General features: G+C 36.5%; 18 protein-coding genes. 11 read left to right on the top strand and 7 right to left on the bottom strand.

Going from position 1 to position 16,904, the window contains the following annotated elements:
- Window positions 1-14: 14 nt before the first annotated feature.
- The gene (locus QNJ66_RS04480) at window positions 15-239 is read right to left on the bottom strand and encodes a DUF2281 domain-containing protein (RefSeq protein ID WP_300503430.1); all 225 of its coding nucleotides are present in this window, start codon (window positions 237-239) and stop codon (window positions 15-17) included.
- A gap of 209 nt (window positions 240-448) precedes the next feature.
- Here QNJ66_RS04480 and QNJ66_RS04475 point away from each other — a divergent pair, with 209 nt between their 5' ends.
- From QNJ66_RS04475 to QNJ66_RS04465, 3 genes are all read left to right on the top strand, one after another.
- Window positions 449-748, top strand: coding sequence for a hypothetical protein (locus QNJ66_RS04475; RefSeq protein ID WP_300503428.1), 300 nt, complete (start codon window positions 449-451; stop codon window positions 746-748).
- Window positions 726-1,085, top strand: a complete 360-nt coding sequence (locus QNJ66_RS04470) for a DUF5615 family PIN-like protein (protein WP_300503426.1) — start codon at window positions 726-728, stop codon at window positions 1,083-1,085. The genes QNJ66_RS04475 and QNJ66_RS04470 overlap by 23 nt, the downstream gene beginning before the upstream one ends.
- A 99-nt stretch (window positions 1,086-1,184) precedes the next feature.
- Window positions 1,185-1,517 carry a shikimate dehydrogenase gene (locus QNJ66_RS04465; protein ID WP_300503424.1) on the top strand — a complete coding sequence of 111 codons (333 nt, stop codon included), beginning with the start codon at window positions 1,185-1,187 and terminating at the stop codon, window positions 1,515-1,517.
- Between the two features lie 157 nt (window positions 1,518-1,674).
- On the opposite strand, the gene QNJ66_RS04460 is transcribed toward QNJ66_RS04465, so the two are convergent.
- The gene (locus tag QNJ66_RS04460) at window positions 1,675-3,663 is read right to left on the bottom strand and encodes a bifunctional serine/threonine-protein kinase/formylglycine-generating enzyme family protein (RefSeq protein ID WP_300503422.1); all 1,989 of its coding nucleotides are present in this window, start codon (window positions 3,661-3,663) and stop codon (window positions 1,675-1,677) included.
- Between the two features lie 146 nt (window positions 3,664-3,809).
- On the opposite strand from QNJ66_RS04460, the gene QNJ66_RS04455 reads away from it, so the two are divergent.
- Window positions 3,810-4,148 (top strand): hypothetical protein, encoded by a 339-nt coding sequence (locus QNJ66_RS04455; protein ID WP_300503420.1) that lies wholly within the window; start codon window positions 3,810-3,812, stop codon window positions 4,146-4,148.
- A 113-nt stretch (window positions 4,149-4,261) separates the two neighbouring features.
- Here the strand turns inward: QNJ66_RS04455 and dxs are convergent, their stop codons facing one another.
- Window positions 4,262-6,172 carry a 1-deoxy-D-xylulose-5-phosphate synthase gene (gene dxs, locus QNJ66_RS04450; protein ID WP_300503418.1) on the bottom strand — a complete coding sequence of 637 codons (1,911 nt, stop codon included), beginning with the start codon at window positions 6,170-6,172 and terminating at the stop codon, window positions 4,262-4,264.
- Between the two features lie 497 nt (window positions 6,173-6,669).
- Between dxs and QNJ66_RS04445 the strand changes: the two genes are divergently transcribed.
- The 5 genes from QNJ66_RS04445 (at window position 6,670) to QNJ66_RS04425 (ending at window position 11,245) form a co-directional block, all read left to right on the top strand.
- Window positions 6,670-7,446 carry a sirohydrochlorin chelatase gene (locus QNJ66_RS04445; RefSeq protein WP_300503417.1) on the top strand — a complete coding sequence of 259 codons (777 nt, stop codon included), beginning with the start codon at window positions 6,670-6,672 and terminating at the stop codon, window positions 7,444-7,446.
- A gap of 52 nt (window positions 7,447-7,498) precedes the next feature.
- Entirely contained in the window at window positions 7,499-8,296 is a 798-nt protein-coding gene (gene cobA, locus QNJ66_RS04440; RefSeq protein WP_300503415.1) for a uroporphyrinogen-III C-methyltransferase, read from the top strand.
- Window positions 8,289-8,522 (top strand): hypothetical protein, encoded by a 234-nt coding sequence (locus QNJ66_RS04435; RefSeq protein WP_300503413.1) that lies wholly within the window; start codon window positions 8,289-8,291, stop codon window positions 8,520-8,522. Before cobA ends, QNJ66_RS04435 begins: the two co-directional genes overlap by 8 nt.
- 92 nt (window positions 8,523-8,614) lie before the next feature.
- Complete coding sequence (locus QNJ66_RS04430) at window positions 8,615-10,594, top strand: pentapeptide repeat-containing protein (RefSeq protein WP_300503411.1); 1,980 nt, start codon at window positions 8,615-8,617, stop codon at window positions 10,592-10,594.
- Between the two features lie 15 nt (window positions 10,595-10,609).
- Complete coding sequence (locus tag QNJ66_RS04425) at window positions 10,610-11,245, top strand: hypothetical protein (protein ID WP_300503409.1); 636 nt, start codon at window positions 10,610-10,612, stop codon at window positions 11,243-11,245.
- A 149-nt stretch (window positions 11,246-11,394) separates the two neighbouring features.
- On the opposite strand, the gene QNJ66_RS04420 is transcribed toward QNJ66_RS04425, so the two are convergent.
- From QNJ66_RS04420 to QNJ66_RS04410, 3 genes are all read right to left on the bottom strand, one after another.
- Window positions 11,395-12,081, bottom strand: a complete 687-nt coding sequence (locus QNJ66_RS04420) for a Uma2 family endonuclease (RefSeq protein WP_300503408.1) — start codon at window positions 12,079-12,081, stop codon at window positions 11,395-11,397.
- Between the two features lie 81 nt (window positions 12,082-12,162).
- Window positions 12,163-13,122: a PRC-barrel domain-containing protein gene (locus tag QNJ66_RS04415; RefSeq protein WP_300503406.1), complete on the bottom strand. Its 960-nt coding sequence runs from the start codon at window positions 13,120-13,122 to the stop codon at window positions 12,163-12,165.
- A 199-nt stretch (window positions 13,123-13,321) separates the two neighbouring features.
- Entirely contained in the window at window positions 13,322-14,314 is a 993-nt protein-coding gene (locus tag QNJ66_RS04410; RefSeq protein WP_300503404.1) for a Gfo/Idh/MocA family oxidoreductase, read from the bottom strand.
- Window positions 14,315-14,740: 426 nt separating this feature from the next.
- Here QNJ66_RS04410 and QNJ66_RS04405 point away from each other — a divergent pair, with 426 nt between their 5' ends.
- Both QNJ66_RS04405 and QNJ66_RS04400 read left to right on the top strand, forming a co-directional pair.
- Entirely contained in the window at window positions 14,741-15,040 is a 300-nt protein-coding gene (locus QNJ66_RS04405; protein WP_300503402.1) for a ferredoxin, read from the top strand.
- Window positions 15,041-15,149: 109 nt separating this feature from the next.
- Window positions 15,150-15,449, top strand: a complete 300-nt coding sequence (locus QNJ66_RS04400) for a ferredoxin (RefSeq protein ID WP_300503547.1) — start codon at window positions 15,150-15,152, stop codon at window positions 15,447-15,449.
- Window positions 15,450-15,534: 85 nt separating this feature from the next.
- Here the strand turns inward: QNJ66_RS04400 and QNJ66_RS04395 are convergent, their stop codons facing one another.
- The gene (locus QNJ66_RS04395) at window positions 15,535-16,884 is read right to left on the bottom strand and encodes a 2-succinylbenzoate--CoA ligase (RefSeq protein WP_300503545.1); all 1,350 of its coding nucleotides are present in this window, start codon (window positions 16,882-16,884) and stop codon (window positions 15,535-15,537) included.
- Window positions 16,885-16,904 lie beyond the last annotated feature (20 nt).

The following is a 16,904-nucleotide window of genomic DNA, read 5'->3' as shown; positions in this document are numbered from 1 at the left end:
CAATAAATATTTCATTACATATATTCTGTAAATTCGGGTAATGGTTCATCAAAATCACTACTCATTGTTATTAAACCTTTGGCACTGCCACGATTACGACGTTTGGTAGTTGATTGATTGATTCTAGTTAGTTTATAAATTGCCTGAGCATTTTTTGTAATAATTATCTCTTGGTTTTCTCTGGATAAAACTTCTAATATTTCCTGATTTTCTGGAAGTTCTTTTAGTTCTATTTTCATGATTTTTTGAGCATTTAATTAAAGACAATGAGCTATAGTAGTCAGTAATGATATGTGAGAAGCGAAAACATATCAGGACATAATACTATTATGTCCCTAAGAATACACCCTTGTAGGGATTTAACATTGTTAAATTCTTCTCCTAATTTTCTCACAACTGAAACCTGATTGCTATAATAATAGAATAAGAAATAATTTGAGTCAAAAATATGACAAACCAGCCAACAAAAACACAGTGGCAATATCTTGAAACCCGTCCTGACTCTTGGCGAAAGCAGCTTTATATTAAGGGTCGGAAATTAACAGCTTTTGGAGTATGGAGTGACATGATGGTAAATGGTGATACTCTAGAAGAAACTGCTGATAATTGGGATATTACACTTGATGCTCTACAAGAAGTGATTGAATATTGTGAAACTCATCAAGAACTTATCACTTCTGAAGCTGATTCAGAACGTCGTTATTTAGAAGAGCGAGGTATATCCCTTGAGCCTAAAGTTGTTAATTGATGAAGATTCTTTATCTAAACCTTTGGTTAAACTTTTGAGAAAAGCTGGTCATGATGTAGTAACCGTAAATGAAGTAGGTTTGAGTGGAAAGAGTGATTTGATTGTTTTAAATTATGCAATAGAAACAGGACGCATTATCGTTACCCACAACTGTAAAGATTTTGAGGAGCTTCATGAGGAAAATATAGCACACTCAGGTATTTTTGTTATTCGGAATGATTATAATTACTCTAAAAATATGAGTCGTCAAGAGATACTTAAAGCCATAGCGAATCTCGAAGCTTCTTCAATTCCCTTGGCTAATCAGTTCTTTTCTCTTAATCATTGGAATTACTAAAACTGTTCAACTAAATCGAGTTAACCTCTAAAATAAAAGCAGTCCCCTAGCGGTAACCAAGGAGACTAAATAAAACTAATACTATTAGGATTTTAACTCATGAATGACCCTGTTACAGTTAGGGATGACCTGGTAGAAGTCCTGAAAGAACTTAAGCAGGATATTAAAGAAGTAAACACCAAGCTAGATAAACAATCAGAAAAACTAACAACCATCGAGGTTGACTTAGCAGAAATAAAGACAGAAGTAAAAAACCTCAAGGAAGACGTTAGAGACCTTAAAACTGTTCAAAATACTGTAGTTAAAGAAGTATCTGACCTAAAAGGTTTTCGCTCTCTGATTCTCCCTTTAATCGTTGGTGGTATTAGTGCCGTTATTGGGGGAATAGTAACGGCATTGTTTAGACTCCCTTATCTGTTGTTGAAACCTTAACCCAAACCCTACATTAAACCGAAACTAAAACCTATTTGTAGGGGTCAACGGCCGTTGACCCCTACTGTACTAAATATTTAGTACAAAAATAATAATAAATAAATCCATCCGCCATCAGGCGGAAAAAAAGAGGGCAAAAGGGCAAGAGTACAAACGGTTAAGAAGTCCTGGGGAAAATACACACAACACGAAAACCATAGTCGTAAGCGCCGAAGCTGCAGTAGCGATACGCAGACCGGCAATCGCGCGGAGGAGAGCCGTACGAACCGCCGCGTAATATTTTTGTAGTATTTTTGTTATTGAAAGTCCAAGCACTACCATCATTGGGCGCACCTTCATAGTTATAATGGCGATCATCAAGACACCATTCCCAGACGTTACCGTGCATATCATATAACCCAAACCCATTGGGTGGAAAAGACCCTACAGGGGTCGTTTTTCTTCTACATGACCCCTTGTTTTCCTGTGCATAGGGAAGATGGTTACCATTGTAGTTAGCTAACTCTGTTGTGATTGTCTTCCCAAAATAAAAGGGGGTTGTTGTTCCTGCACGACAACCATACTCCCACTGTGCTTCACTGGGTAATTGATAGGTTCTCGGTATCTTACTATTGTGTTTTTTGAATTGAGAGAGTCTGTCACAAAACTCTACACAGTCATACCAGCTTACTTGCTCAACAGGATTTTTATTACCTTTAAAAGATGAAGGATTAAAATCTAAATCTTGATTAACTTTTAGGGTCGTATCAGAAGCTATCAATTTCCATTGTTCTTGCGTAATAGGATATTTACTCATAAAAAATGGTTGAATGGTCACGAGATGTTGAGGACTTTCTCTTTTAGACCCTCCCAAACTCAACTCCTTACATAGTCTTTCTATTTCTGCATCATTTGTCCCCATCATAAACGTACCTCCTGGTATTTTCATCATCTCTAGTTTCACTCCTCCAGGTAACATTTCTGTGAAACATTCTGCTTGTCTGGTTTCACGGTTTATTATCTGTCCTCTAGCATTAACTTTTACTGTTTCAAAGGAAACTGTTTGTAAATATTTTTCTAATGGGTCTGGTGTAGTTTGGTGTGTTGATATTTGAGGAGAAGGAGGAGTTACTAAAAGGGGATTTGTAGTTTTTTTCTGAGGAGGTTTAGGCGTAGTTTGTGTAACCGTTGGTGAAGTTGTAACTTGAGGTGTATCTAAACTATTTAAGTCATTTAATACTGCTTCTGCTGTTTGATAGCGGTTTGTTATATTCTGAGCTAACATTTTATCTAAAATATCTGCTAAACCTTGATTAATAGTTATTCCTTGTTCTTGTGCGTATTCTCTCCATCGCCAATTAATATGATTTTCATCTAATAATTTATCAATAGTATTGCCATATTCATCTTCATCATCGGGAAAACATTTAGTTAATAATCTAACTGCTGTTACCCCTAAACTATAAATATCACTAGAAGGTTTTGCCCTACCTTGCATTTGTTCCATTGCTGCATAACCCATCGTATATATTTGGGTTCCTGGGACAGACTTCATAGTGGTACTTACTTGTTTTGATGCACCAAAATCTATCAATACTAATTCTGCTGTTTTTTCCGCGCCGTAATTATTAGGTGCAACCCGACGCATGATATTTTCTGGTTTAATATCTCGGTGTAATATTTTTTGTTTATGAAGATAGTCCAAAATAGGCAATAATTCTCTTAAAAATTGTTTGATTTTTCCTTCACTAAACCGCCCTTTTTGCCAAACTTCATCAAATAATGTGTCACCTTCAATAAATTCTTGAACCAGATAAAAATCATTTTGATGTTCAAAATAAGCATGAAGTTTAGGGATTTGGGGATGGTTTAATTCATAGAGACGTTTTGCTTCCCGTTTAAACAGTTCTTTTGCCTTCTGTAAAGCACCACCTTGCATGACAGTTACTAACTTTTTAATAACTCTTTTTTCATCCATTAAGTGCTGATCTTCAGCTAAATATGTTCTCCCAAAAGCACCTTCTCCAAGTTTTTTGATTATTTTATAGTGAAGTTGAAAAATATATTCTTGACTGCTTTGACGTAAGTTTTCACCACATCCATGACACTTTATATTGTTATCAGGATTTTCTGGTTTATTGCAACTAGGGTTGAGACAATATAGCATTTTTTTCAGTTATCAGTTACCGGTGATCAGTGATCAGTTTTTTGATTAATTAATATTATAGATTGTAGGCTTATGCACTGCCCACCTTACTAAAAATAGGATAAGATATAAGTAACATAAACTATAACTAATTTGACTCTAGCATAATGTCAACAGTCACCGAAAATGACCTCAAAGAATTAAAAAATCTGATCATCGATAATAATAAAACATTGGAAATGATCATAAATAATCAGAAAGTGTTAGAAAAAGGTCAAGCTGATTTAAAAGAACACTTAACAGAGAAATTAACAGGTATTGATAAAAGATTAGCTATTGTAGAAACCCGTTTAGAAGACTGGAAAACTCCCATTGATAAGATTCCTGACTTAGCTGAAAAAGTAGGAGAGTTAAAAAACTGGAGACAGTTTTTAATTATTACTGTGACTGCTGTTTTTAGTGGGTTTATTGGTTGGTTTATTCGAGGAGGAACTTTCAAACCTTAAAGAGATTCGGAGTTCCTGAGAATGACAGGTTTAAAGATACAAAAAACCCTAGTGCTAGGGTTTTGAACAAATAGGAGGAATTAAGAAACTCCCCCCATAAAAATTATGTAAGGTTAAACCACCACAGAAGGTTGTGCTACCTTAAAGAAAAGTTGTCTGATTTGTTCAGCAATTTGAGGACTGGTTAAACCTAAATCAGCCTTTGATTGATCAGGTTTAGCATGATCAACTAATTTATCAGGAACCCCAAACCGTTTAATGGGGACAACCACATCATTATCCAGTAAAGCTTCAGCAACTGCTGAACCAAAACCACCCATTAAAGAACCTTCTTCCAAAGTAACTACCTTACCAATGCGTTGCGCTAAAGGTACAATTAACTCGGTATCCAAAGGTTTAACAAAACGGGCATTAATTACCGTTGCTTCAACACCGTGTTCCTTCAGTAGTTCAGCCACTTGTAAAGACTGATGAACCATAGTTCCATAAGCAACGAGAAGCACATCATCACCGTTGCGAAGAATTTCTCCTTTGCCCACAGGAATGGGTTCCCAACCTTCTTCCATCAAAGGAACACCCACGCCACTACCACGAGGATAACGCATAGCAATGGGTCCATCGGTATAATTAATCCCTGTTACCACCATACGCTGTAACTCCGCCTCATCTTTGGGGGCCATGATGGTTAAATTAGGAATACAACGCAGATAAGAAATATCGTATAATCCTTGGTGAGTTGGTCCGTCGGCCCCAACAATACCGGCGCGATCTAAACAGAGGAAAACGGGAAGGTTTTGGATGCAAACATCGTGTAAAACCTGATCGTAAGCCCGTTGTAAGAAAGTGGAGTAAATTGCAACTACAGGGCGTATACCTTCACAAGCTAACCCGGCAGCCAAAGTCACCGCGTGTTGTTCAGCAATACCCACATCAATATACTGTTTAGGGAGTTTAGCATGGAGTTTATCTAAACCGGTTCCTGTGGCCATAGCTGCAGTGATACCGATAATTTTGGGATTATTTTGCGCTAAGGTTGTCAGGGTATGGGCGAAAACTTTGGAATAACTGGGGGGTTTGGGTTTATTGGAAGGAATAGCCTTACCGGTAGCCAAATTAAAAGGACTTTGAGCATGGTAGCCCACCTGATCTTTTTCTGCAAGTTCGTAGCCTTTACCTTTGACAGTAGCTACATGAACAAACACAGGGCCAGGGGTTTTATGGGCCTGTTTAAAGGTAGAAATCAGTTCCTCTAAGTTATGACCATCAATAGGGCCAAAATACTTAAAGCCCAATTCTTCGATCACAGCCCCAACTTTAGGCATGGCCAGGCGTTTCATACCTTCTTTAACCCGTTCCATATCAGGGGTTAAAGACTCTCCAAAGAAGGGTAAATGTTTAAATTGTTCTTCCAGGTTATCGGAGAGAAACTGCACCGGATCACTCAAACGAACTTTGTTGAGATAGCGAGAAATAGCCCCAACGTTGGGAGAAATGGACATTTCGTTATCGTTCAACACCACCATTAAATTAGTGTGGGGTAAATGTCCGGCGTGGTTAATAGCTTCCAGGGCCATACCACCAGTTAACGCGCCATCACCAATGATAGAGACAACTTTATAATCTTCTCCCTTTGCGTCTCTCGCTAATGCCATCCCTAAGCCGGCAGAAATGCTGGTAGAAGCGTGTCCAGCACCAAAATGATCAAATTCGCTTTCGCAGCGTTTTAGGTAGCCAGCAATGCCATCCTTTTGCCGTAGGGTATGAAAACGGTGATAACGACCGGTTAACATTTTATGGGGATAGGCTTGGTGGCCCACATCCCAGATCACTTTATCGCGATCGAGATCGAGGGTTTGATAGAGGGCAACGGTCAATTCTACCACCCCTAACCCTGGGCCAAGGTGTCCTCCACTGGCAGCAATGGTTTCTAAATGCTTTTCTCGAATTTGACGGGAAACGTCTTCTAATTGTCGAATTGATAAACCGTGTAGCTGGTTAGGATGAGTAATATCGCTTAAATTCATCAGAAATTTTGGCTTTGAAACCCCGTCCTATTTGGACGGCTTTACATATCCCTTACGGGAGGGGGTTTTAGTATGCCGATAAGGCCGAGAACCCCCTAACTCGTTTAAGTCCCCTCCCGCAACACAACTAAGATGTCCTGTCCAATAGCACCTCACCAATTAGGTTTACAGATAGTCCGAACTAGGGAAGCATTCGGAAGTGTGTACCAAGCTGTGTCTCAATGCGGTATTCACCTCTTACGTCACTTAGATTGGTCTAGGCAATCCCTGCCCTAAAAGTAAAAGTGCAGGGTTGGTGAAAATGGTTTGCTTTTTACCATCTTCGTTGGATCGTTGTATACTATTTTGACATCTTAGGCTCTGCTTTTTCATCACTTATGCCAATTTTTGTGGAGATCAACGGCAGTTAAGCCCTACAATGTACATATCTGTAGCCTAAGTTCATGAAAATGGGATTAAACTAAACTAATAAACATAGACAAATATCTATAAATCCCTTGACTTTAACATCAGCTTATCTCCTTGTTTCCCACGGTAGTCGTGATCCTCGGCCACAAATTGCTTTAGAACGATTATCCTATTTAGTAGAAGAACAACTACAATTTTCTACCAATAAAACAAACAACCCAGATAAAGACGGCCATTGCGCGGTATTATCTCCTGTAACGATGGTACAAACAGCATCTCTAGAATTATCTGAGGTTCCTTTATCTACGAAAATTCAACAATTTGCCATTAAACTAGAAACAGTAGGCATTAAAACCCTGAAAATTGTTCCTTTATTTCTCTTACCAGGGGTTCATGTTCGGGAAGATATCCCTAGAGAAATAGCTATAGCGCAAGAAAAAATTGGCCTTACAATAAAAATAGAGTTATGTCCCTATTTAGGAAGTTATGAAGGGTTGATTAAGATTATCTCTCATCAGTTATCAATCTATCCCCAAGACGCTAGAATTATTATCTCTCATGGGAGTCGTCGTCAAGGGGGAAATGTTTCCGTTGAAGCGATCGCAACTAAATTAAAGGCTAAGGTTGCTTACTGGAGTATCAAACCTAGTTTATCAGAGCAAGTTAACGTCTTGGTGAAACAAGGTAAAAAACAAATCACCATTGTGCCTTATTTTCTCTTTACAGGAGGCATTACCAATATAATCGCCCAACAAGTTCAACAATTACAAGAAAGTTTACCCGAAGTTCAATTTAACTTAGGACAACCTTTAGGCGCAACCCCAGAACTCGCTCAAATGATGGTAAATCAGTGGATAAAAACATAATTGATCACTGGTTACTCATAACTGATCACTGAATAATAGAGGAAATCGCGTAATGACGCAAAATATCAGCGAAACTTGTTTAGGTAAAGTCTATTTAGTGGGGGCAGGGCCGGGTGATCCTGGGTTAATGACCATAAAAGGCAAAACTTTGCTTGAACACGCTGATGTGGTGGTTTATGACGCGCTGGTAAGCCCTCCCATACTGGATATGATCGGTGAAAAAGCGATTAAAATCCACGCAGGGAAACGTCGCGGCCGTCACTCCAAGTTACAAGCAGAAACTACTCAAATTTTAATGGAAAAAGCGCGACAATATCCTGTGGTGGTTCGTCTCAAAGGTGGTGACCCCTTTGTGTTTGGTCGGGGAGGAGAGGAGATGCAAGACTTAGTTAATGCAGGTATTCCGGTGGAAGTGGTTCCGGGAATTACTTCTGGTATTGCGGCCCCTGCTTATGCTGGTATTCCTGTCACTCATCGCGGTTATAGCTCTTCTGTTACTTTTGTCACCGGTCACGAAGCAGTAGGAAAATATCGGCCTAAAATTAATTGGGAAGCGATCGCTCAAGGTTCAGAAACTATTGTTATTTATATGGGTGTTCATAACCTCCCTAATATTATTACAAAATTACAAAAAGGTGGCTTAACTTCTGCAACTCCTATTGCTTTAATTCGTTGGGGAACAAGAAGCGAACAAGAACAGTTAATAGGAACTTTAGAAACTATTATTGAACAAGTAGAAACAGCTAATTTTGAAGCACCTGCGATCGCTATTATTGGTAACGTCGTTGAGTTGAGTTCAATTTTATTAGGTTATGGTGCAGTTGAAGAGGAAGGTAGTGAAAATGAATAGTAAATTATTAGATTCTTTAGTTCAAATTATTCATTCTTTAACAGAGGATGAACAAAAAGCACTTTTGGAAAAATTACTGCATTCTATTCCTAATGAACAAGAAGAAAAGTCAAGCTTAACTCCTTTAGAAGATGAGTCTTTTCTGGGAATGTGGCAAGATAGAGAAGATTTAGCTGATAGTTCTCAATGGGTTCGTCAATTAAGACAAGAAGAATGGGGAGGTTAACGAAGTCAGAAGTCAGAAGTCAAAAGTTTTTTTAATAATTCTTGAGTCAAGACTTTCTACATCCTAAAAACTATTATTTATCACAAATAACTATGAAATCAACTGAAATTTTCAAACAATATACAGAAGGAATAAGAGACTTTAAAGGACAAGACTTAAGAGGTCAAAACTTTAGAGGAAAGGACTTATCTGGGTGTGATTTTAGTGAATGTGATATCCGAGGAACTAATTTTCAAGAAGCGAATTTAACCGAAACAAAGTTTATTAAAGCTAAGGGAGGATTAACACTAAAATCTAAAATATTGTTACTATTAGCTGCCATGATTTTAGTTGCTTTATCTGGCTTTTTATCGGGATGGAGTGGATATTATATTTCTTGGATTTTTGATGGTTCTGGTATAGAATATAAAATATCGGGAGGATTAACCCTTGCCTCTCTCTTCATCTTCTGTGTTACATCTTATCGTAAGGGTTTGGCGGCCGGAGCCTTTGCCATAGCCTTTGCCTTTGCCGTAGCCGGAGCCGTAGCCTTTGCCGTAGCCGGAGTCGTAGCCGTGGCCTTTGCCGTAGCCTTTGCCGGAGCCATAGCCTTTGCCTTTGCCTTTGCCGGAGCCGTAGCCGTAGCCGGAGCCGTAGCCGGAGCCGTAGCCGTAGCCTTTGCCGTATCCGTAGCCTTTGCCTTTGCCGGAGCCGTAGCTTTTGCCTTTGCCGGAGCCGTAGCCGGAGCCGTAGCCTTTGCCGTATCCGTAGCCGTAGCGTTAACCCTTCTTGCCTGTGTTATCTCCTATCGTACCATAAAAGGAGACCCTAGAGACGCTTGGTTAAGGGAGTTTGCCCTTGCTTTTGCTTCCTGGGGAGGAACAAGTTTCTATAGCGCAACAGTAACCGATGCAGACTTTACAGGTGCAACCCTGAAAAATTGCGATTTACGGGCAAAATCTTTGACAAGGACTCGTTTTCAAGGAGTTAAGAACCTGGACTTAGCAAGAGTAGGTAAAAACCTGTTATCTCAACCCCATGTTAGAGAATTATTAATTAACCCCAATATGGGCTATAAAAAGAACTATTTTAAAGCAAATTTACGGGGAGCAAACTTGGATAATGCTAATCTAAAAGGGGCAAATTTTGCCCAAGCAGACTTAAGCGAAGCTACTTTTAAAAATGCTGATTTAAGAGACAGTAATTTAACGGAAGTAAACGCTATTAATACTAATTTAACCCATGTTTATTTAACCGGTGCTTGTATAGAAGGCTGGAATATTGATCAGAGTACCATTTTAGATAAGATTGATTGTCAATATGTTTATTTTCTCAACAATAAACAAGAACGTCGTCCCAGTAGTGGCGATTTTGAACTAGGAGAATTTAGTAAATTATTTAAACAAGTTTTAGATAGTATTGTTTTAATTTTTCAGAATGGTATTAACTGGAAAGCATTTGCATCTGCGTTTAAAGAAGTGCAAGTTAAACATCAAGAAACACCTTTAGAAATTGAAACAATTGAAAACAAAGGGGAAGGAATGGTTGTTATTAAAGTTAAAGTTTCTCCTGATGCAAATAAAGCAAAAATACATCAAGATTTTATCCAAGATTATCAATTTAACCTGAGAGAAATAGAAGCATCTTATCAAAAAAAATTAGCAGGGAAAGAGAAAGAAATTGATATTAGTAACCAACAAATCAACAGTCTAGATAATATTGTTGACATTTTGGCTAATCTTCCCGATCAATCTCAACCAATTAAAACTATTAAATTATTACCCGATGGACAAGGAATTGAAACAATAGAAGAAGAACAGAATATTACACAAAATCAAGTTTCTAGTCAGATGATTAGGGAACTACAAAAAGAATATAAAAAGACTAGAAAATTAATAGAAGAAAAATATGAGGCGATTCTAGAATCTAAAGAAGAAATTATCGAATCAAAACAAATGCAAATTGAGCAAAAACAAAAACAAATTAATAATTTAAACGAACAACTGGAATTTTTTGAAGATTTAACAAATAAGTATAATAAAGAACGTCTAAATATGAATTTTGGTCAAAATAATGATACAGTAAACGAATAAGGTGATTGATAGAGAATGGAACCTAATGATTACCTAGAACTTATCAAACTTTATCAAGAACAAATTAAAGAAATTAAATTAACTATTCATAGTAAAGATGAAACTATTGAGAGTCTCAAAGATCATATAAATACCTTAAAAGAAGACAAACAAGAAAATGAGTCTTTAAAGAAGCTTATAGTTAACTTAAAAAGTATTATTAGTGATTTAGAGATGATCATCGAAGATAGAGAAAATAAATTAATTCAAGTGTATAATCAATATAATATCAAATCTCCAGGAGGAAATATGTCTAATATTAATCAAACCAGTTTAGGAAGCGGTGATAATACTAATAATCAATTAGATAATGTAACAATAGGAGAAAGCTATACAGGAAGAGATGTTATTAATAATGAATCATCATCAAACTTAGAAGAAATAGTTAACAAAATCAATCGATTAATTGAACAAAATTCCCAAACTAACCCTAATAATAATACCAGCGATCGCTTGAAAATTGCTAGTATTGTTATAGAACAAATTGAAACTAATCCAACTTGGAAACAAAAAGCCATAAAAGCTTGTAAACAAGGATTATTAGAAGCAATGAAAAGTAATACTATTGGTGCATTTGTTGCAGGTGCGATCGAAGGATGGAAAGAACAGTGAACAGTTATCAGTTATCAGTTACCAATGAACAGTTAAAAGAGGAAAGATAGGAAAACAAATTATTCAATAAACATCATCTTTGGATGCTTAAATTTTAGTCAGTTAACCAATTTTAAAATTGATTATCTTATCTTCTTCAACTATACTATTTAAGATAACTCAGAAATATCAATCCCTAAACTTCTTAACTTTTCCTCTAATTTTTTAGCCTTTTCTTCAGCCTCTATAATCCTTTCTTCAGGAGTAAAATACCGCTTACCTTCTCGATCATACCAATATAACCATTCTCTTTCAACCCCTTGATAAACTCCTATTTCTTTACCAATACCTAAACCTATTTCTGATAACCAAACCGGTTCTCCCTCTAATAAATCGTATTCTTGATTATTTAATTGATAAACTTCTAAACGGGGTTTTCTTTTCCGTAAAGGGTTATAAATCACATAATATAAAACCCCCATTTTTGCATAATCTTCTTTCTTTTTAGAATATTCTCCCCTTCTAGTTTGAGAAACCACTTCTAACACCATTGTCGGGATAACCTGTTCATCCCATAATACATAGGATAACCGTAAGTCTGAATCAATAATACGGGGAACTCCAATACTTAAAAAACCATCCGGTACAATAACATCAGTGGGTTGTTGGGGGTCGTAATAGATACCCATATCTACCCCAAAATACCAGTCCATTCTTTCTGACCAAATAATAGCGAGAATAGCTTCTAACAGTCCAGGAATTAAGTGTTGTAATTGATTATCCACGGGTGTATCATCAGAGTCTGGTAACTCTTCGGCAGAAGGTAAACAATGACGAGGATTATAATTTAATAGCATTTTACTAATTTATTTGACCTCAAAATACTGAATAAAACTATCAAAAAAGGTGGGAATACCCACCTTTTAGATTAACAATTTTTAAGCTTCTTCTTCGTAATATTCCGGTTGTTTTTGTTTTTGAGGAATATTTACAGGACGGGGGTTATAGGGTTCCGGTTCAACATCGTCGTCCCAAATATCCCCTTGAACATCATCATATTCGTATTCTTTTTCTTGAACGGGAGGTTCATAAGAAACAGGTTCTTCCCGTTGGGTTTCTCCCCAGTTATCCTCTTCGTAGTCATCCTCGTATTCTTCATAACGAATGGACTCCTCGCGTCGTCTGGGAGGAGGTGGGGTAATAGGTTGTTCCCAGGTGTCTTCGTCCCAACGTTCTTCAACAACCTGTTGTTTTGCTTGTATGGGGGTTTTGATGGGAATACCAGTTCCTAGTTGATTTTCCGGTTTGGCCGTTGGGGGAGAATAGAGATAGTCCTCGTCTTCTTTTTCCCAAGGAGGAGTACCTAATCCTAATCTTTCTAACACACCTACAGTCAACTGGGTTAAACGTTCCTCGGCCCCTTCAAAGACAATTAAACGGTTGGGACCACTGCTAACCACTTCCTCCATAGGTATCTCGTAGGTACTGAGAACTTGATCGGGAATTTGTGGATAACCTAGAGAAGCAATAATGATGGAAGAAACTTGACCGGTTTCTAGGTCAAACTGGAAGTCTCTCACACGGCCCAGGGGTTCTCCTGCTTCTGTGATAACTTCTGAGTTAATCACAGGAGAGTAAAGATCAATTTCAACGGTTTCGATCACATCTTCATTGTCAACTAAAATGACATCACCGATTTGCCGAATACTGGTAATGTACATATACTGGGGCATACCAGACAAAGAAAGCATATTGTCCCGTAGTCCCAAAGCGACAACTTCTCGTTGATCGATATCCACTAAAATGTCTTTAACAACCCCGAGCTTTTTACCCCCTTCACGGGTGATTACTTGTGTATTAATAAATTCGTTACGTAGTCGGATGTTATCTGTTGTCATTGTGTCTTAGGTTAGATTTTGACTGTCTAGCAATAGAAGAATTAAATAACAGGCAGTTCGGTCTGATGATCAAGCATAATTTATAATCATAGCTTAATCTTACTGACCATCAGGTTTAGTCATTCATTTTACCTAAATAATATGGAAAGATGACAGTCATCTTCTTTTAAGAGATGGATGACAGGGTAGTTGACCGGTTTTAGACATAAACACTCTTTCCTGAAATAGCAGATTGATAAGCAGTTTCCCCAACTTTTAGGGCATAAATACTTGATTCTGGGTTAATATATAGGGGTTTATTGTCAAATAAATGATCTAAAACTATCCTCGTATCTAACGCAAATAAACCCCGACGACTTTCTAATTCAATCCGTTGGGTTCCCTCTGAAGTTATTAATTTTCCTTCTATTCCTTCAAAAATAATTTGACCACTTTCTCCATGTAATTCAAAGGTGCGATCGCTTACCATAAAAATATCTCCTCTACCATATAATAAGTCCACTGTCAATTCATTTTCAAATAATAATTGAGCCGTGCATAAACAACCATTATAATAATCTTTATCTTCTCTATCCCAATACTTTAAATGAGAATTTACGCTCTTTACTTCTCCAAATAAGTGCGTAAAACGGTGTATCCTCGGTAAAGCTGCTTTGAAAGGAAAGCCAAACAATTGTTTATTAAAAGTCCATCTTATGGGTGCAGGATTTTTCATATCAATAGTTGTATAACGTCCATAAAATACCTTGCCAATTTTCGATAAATGTTTTTGAACTGCTCGGTGCATCCCTCCTAATATTTCGATGTGTTCAATATGTAATAATTTCTCTTTTTTCTTAGCTAATTCTAATAATTCAAATGCTTCTTTATAGTCTAAAGATAAAGGATATTCGATAATGACATTTTTATTATTTTCTAAAGCAAGTTTAGTGATTTTTCCGTGTAATTGATTAGCGTTAGAAATCACCACCAAATCTAAACTTTTATCTGTAACTAAATCTTGCCAATTTTCATAAGAAGAAACATGATAGGATTGACAAAAATCAGCCACATTTTCTGGGGTATATCCAGTCACAGAACAAAGTTGAGATCGCTCATCTTCAATCAACGTTTCGGCCCGTCGTTTCGCTGCATATCCGGTACCGACAATACCAACTTTAATTGGATGAGAAAGCTGAGAAGTGAGAGACATCCTTATCCTACCCTGTAAAATACTTAACTGATTATCTCACTTTTCTGGAGGCGTTGGAGAGACTAAAAAACTGATCACTGATGACTGAGATATCCACTTAAGTCATCAATCACTATTATAAATATAACTAATGCTAATAAGTCAGAGTTTATCCCATAAAAAATTAGTGAGGAGATGTAGGTGTAAGGACTATTAACTATAGGTTATAGACTATGCAACCCTGAAAAAATCTAGACTTACGCCTTACTTTCAACACATAAGCAAAACTTATTTTAACTTTATTTAAGAATCTCATTACTAATGCCTTATTGACTAGAGGAGTTTTTGTTTTACTATCAGATCAGAAGCTTATTATTGAGGCTTAATTATTTAAGCTTCATAAACGAACACCACCATCCGATCACTTGATAAGAGGACACTCGAAACATGGCAACTTACAAAGTTACTTTAAAAAACGCAGAGCAAGGTCTTGACCAAACTATTGAAGTACCTGAAGATGAGTACATCATTGATGTAGCAGAAGAACAAGGTCTTGAGTTACCTTATTCTTGTCGTGCAGGTGCTTGTTCTACCTGTGCTGGTAAAATCATCAGTGGTAGCGTAGATCAAAGCGACCAGTCTTTCTTAGATGACGATCAAATCGAAGCAGGATACGTTTTAACCTGTGTTGCTTATCCCACCTCTGACTGCGTCATCGAAACTCACCAAGAAGAAGCATTGTATTAAATTTTTTCCTTAAGGATTAAGGAGTTTCAGCACAGTATAGATAGTTATGCTGAGCAATGCTCCTTATCCCATTCAAGCAACCTATTTTATTCTAGAAGAGGACACAATCATGGCAACTTTCAAGGTTACTCTCGTTAATGAAGCCGAAGGAATTAACACAACCATCGATGTACCTGAAGACGAGTACATCCTTGATGTAGCAGAAGAACAAGGAATTGACTTACCTTATTCTTGTCGTGCAGGTGCTTGTTCTACCTGTGCCGGTAAAGTTGCTTCTGGTTCTGTAGACCAAAGCGATCAGTCTTTCTTAGATGATGACCAAATTGCAGCAGGGTTTGTTTTAACCTGTGTTGCTTATCCTACTTCTGATTGCACCATCGAAACCCACCAAGAAGAAGCTATATATTAAATTCAGATATTTAATTACAATACCTGAATTTTATAGACAGTTACGGCAGGGGCTGAAGTTAGCAGTCTCTGCTTTGTTTTTCTGATTATAGAGGATTTTTTTGATTAAGGTAGGTTTTAGCAATTTTTTGTAATATTTGATAGTTTAACTTACCTTGTTGATTTCGTGGTAATTTTTGTACTTGAACCCAATATTTTGGTTGTTTAACGGGACTCAATTGTTGTTTGATTATCTTTTTAATAAGATTAACATTTATTTTTTCATCTTGGGGGACATATATGGCTGTGACTACTTCTCCCCATTGTTCATCTTCTACTCCAATAATAGCAATATCTTGAACTAGATTAGTTTCTAAAATAACATTTTCAATTTCTTTTGGGAAAACATTTTCTCCTCCTGTAATTATTTTTTGACTGTTTCTCCCTAAAATATATAAATAGTTTTCTTCATCAAAATAACCTAAATCATCGGTTATTAAATGTTCTTTTAGTTGGTAATTAGGATAATATCCAAAATAAAGAGATTTTGCTTTAATTTTAATCAGTCTTTCTTTGGTTAAATTAATTTGAGCATGGGGTAAAATTTGTCCTGTACTCTTATTATTTTGTAGGAAATTTTCTGGTTTCAAGGTAACAACTTGTGATGCTGTTTCTGTCATTCCATAAGTAGGAGAAAGGTTTAGTTTATATTCTCTTGCTTTTGTCAATAAAGAATTCCAGGGAGACGCACCTCCTAATAAAATAGTTTTAAATTGTTTTAAAAATTCTGGATTGAAAGTTAACAAAAAATGTAGTTGTGTGGGAACTAATGAGATAAAATAGTCTGCAAAATTTAAGGATGGAAATATTTCTTTTTTTAGATTGCTGTATGGATAAATTATGATTTTACCGCGAGTTAAAAAAGAGCGCATAAACTGCATTAAACCACTGACATGATGTAAGGGTAATACACAAAAAGAGTTTACTTTTTCAAGCTCAAAAAAATCAATAAATCCTTGAACCGATGCTGATAAAGTTTCCCAAGTATGGATAGCAAAACGAATATTTCCTGATGTCCCTCCTGTGGGAATCATGATTAGGTTTTTATTAGGTAATTGCCAATTATTTGTATATTTGTCTAGATTATAATCAATATTTAATCCTAATATCAAATTGGGTTTAACTAAATTTAAAACTTCTTTCCATTCTTTTTCTTGCCATTTTTTATCGCACAAAAAAACGTGGTAATCACTCATAATACTAGCTAAAAAAGCAGCTAGGAATTCAAAATTATTATTATTATTAACTAATATAATTCTAGGATTATCAATACTCTGTTTTAAGTCTGTAAATTGTTTCAGATAGTTTTGAGTGAGTTTATAAAACTGTTGAGAATCATAGCCTATTATCCATTCTTCGTTTAATCTAGCTGTAATAATATCTAAAATTTTGTTAATTTTGTTCATTTTTTATCAAT

The sequence above is a fragment of the Crocosphaera sp. genome (genome assembly GCF_030064895.1).
GTDB lineage: Bacteria > Cyanobacteriota > Cyanobacteriia > Cyanobacteriales > Microcystaceae > Crocosphaera.
The sequence above is the reverse complement of the archived record's forward strand: the minus strand, read 5'-3'. Positions and strand labels throughout refer to the sequence as shown.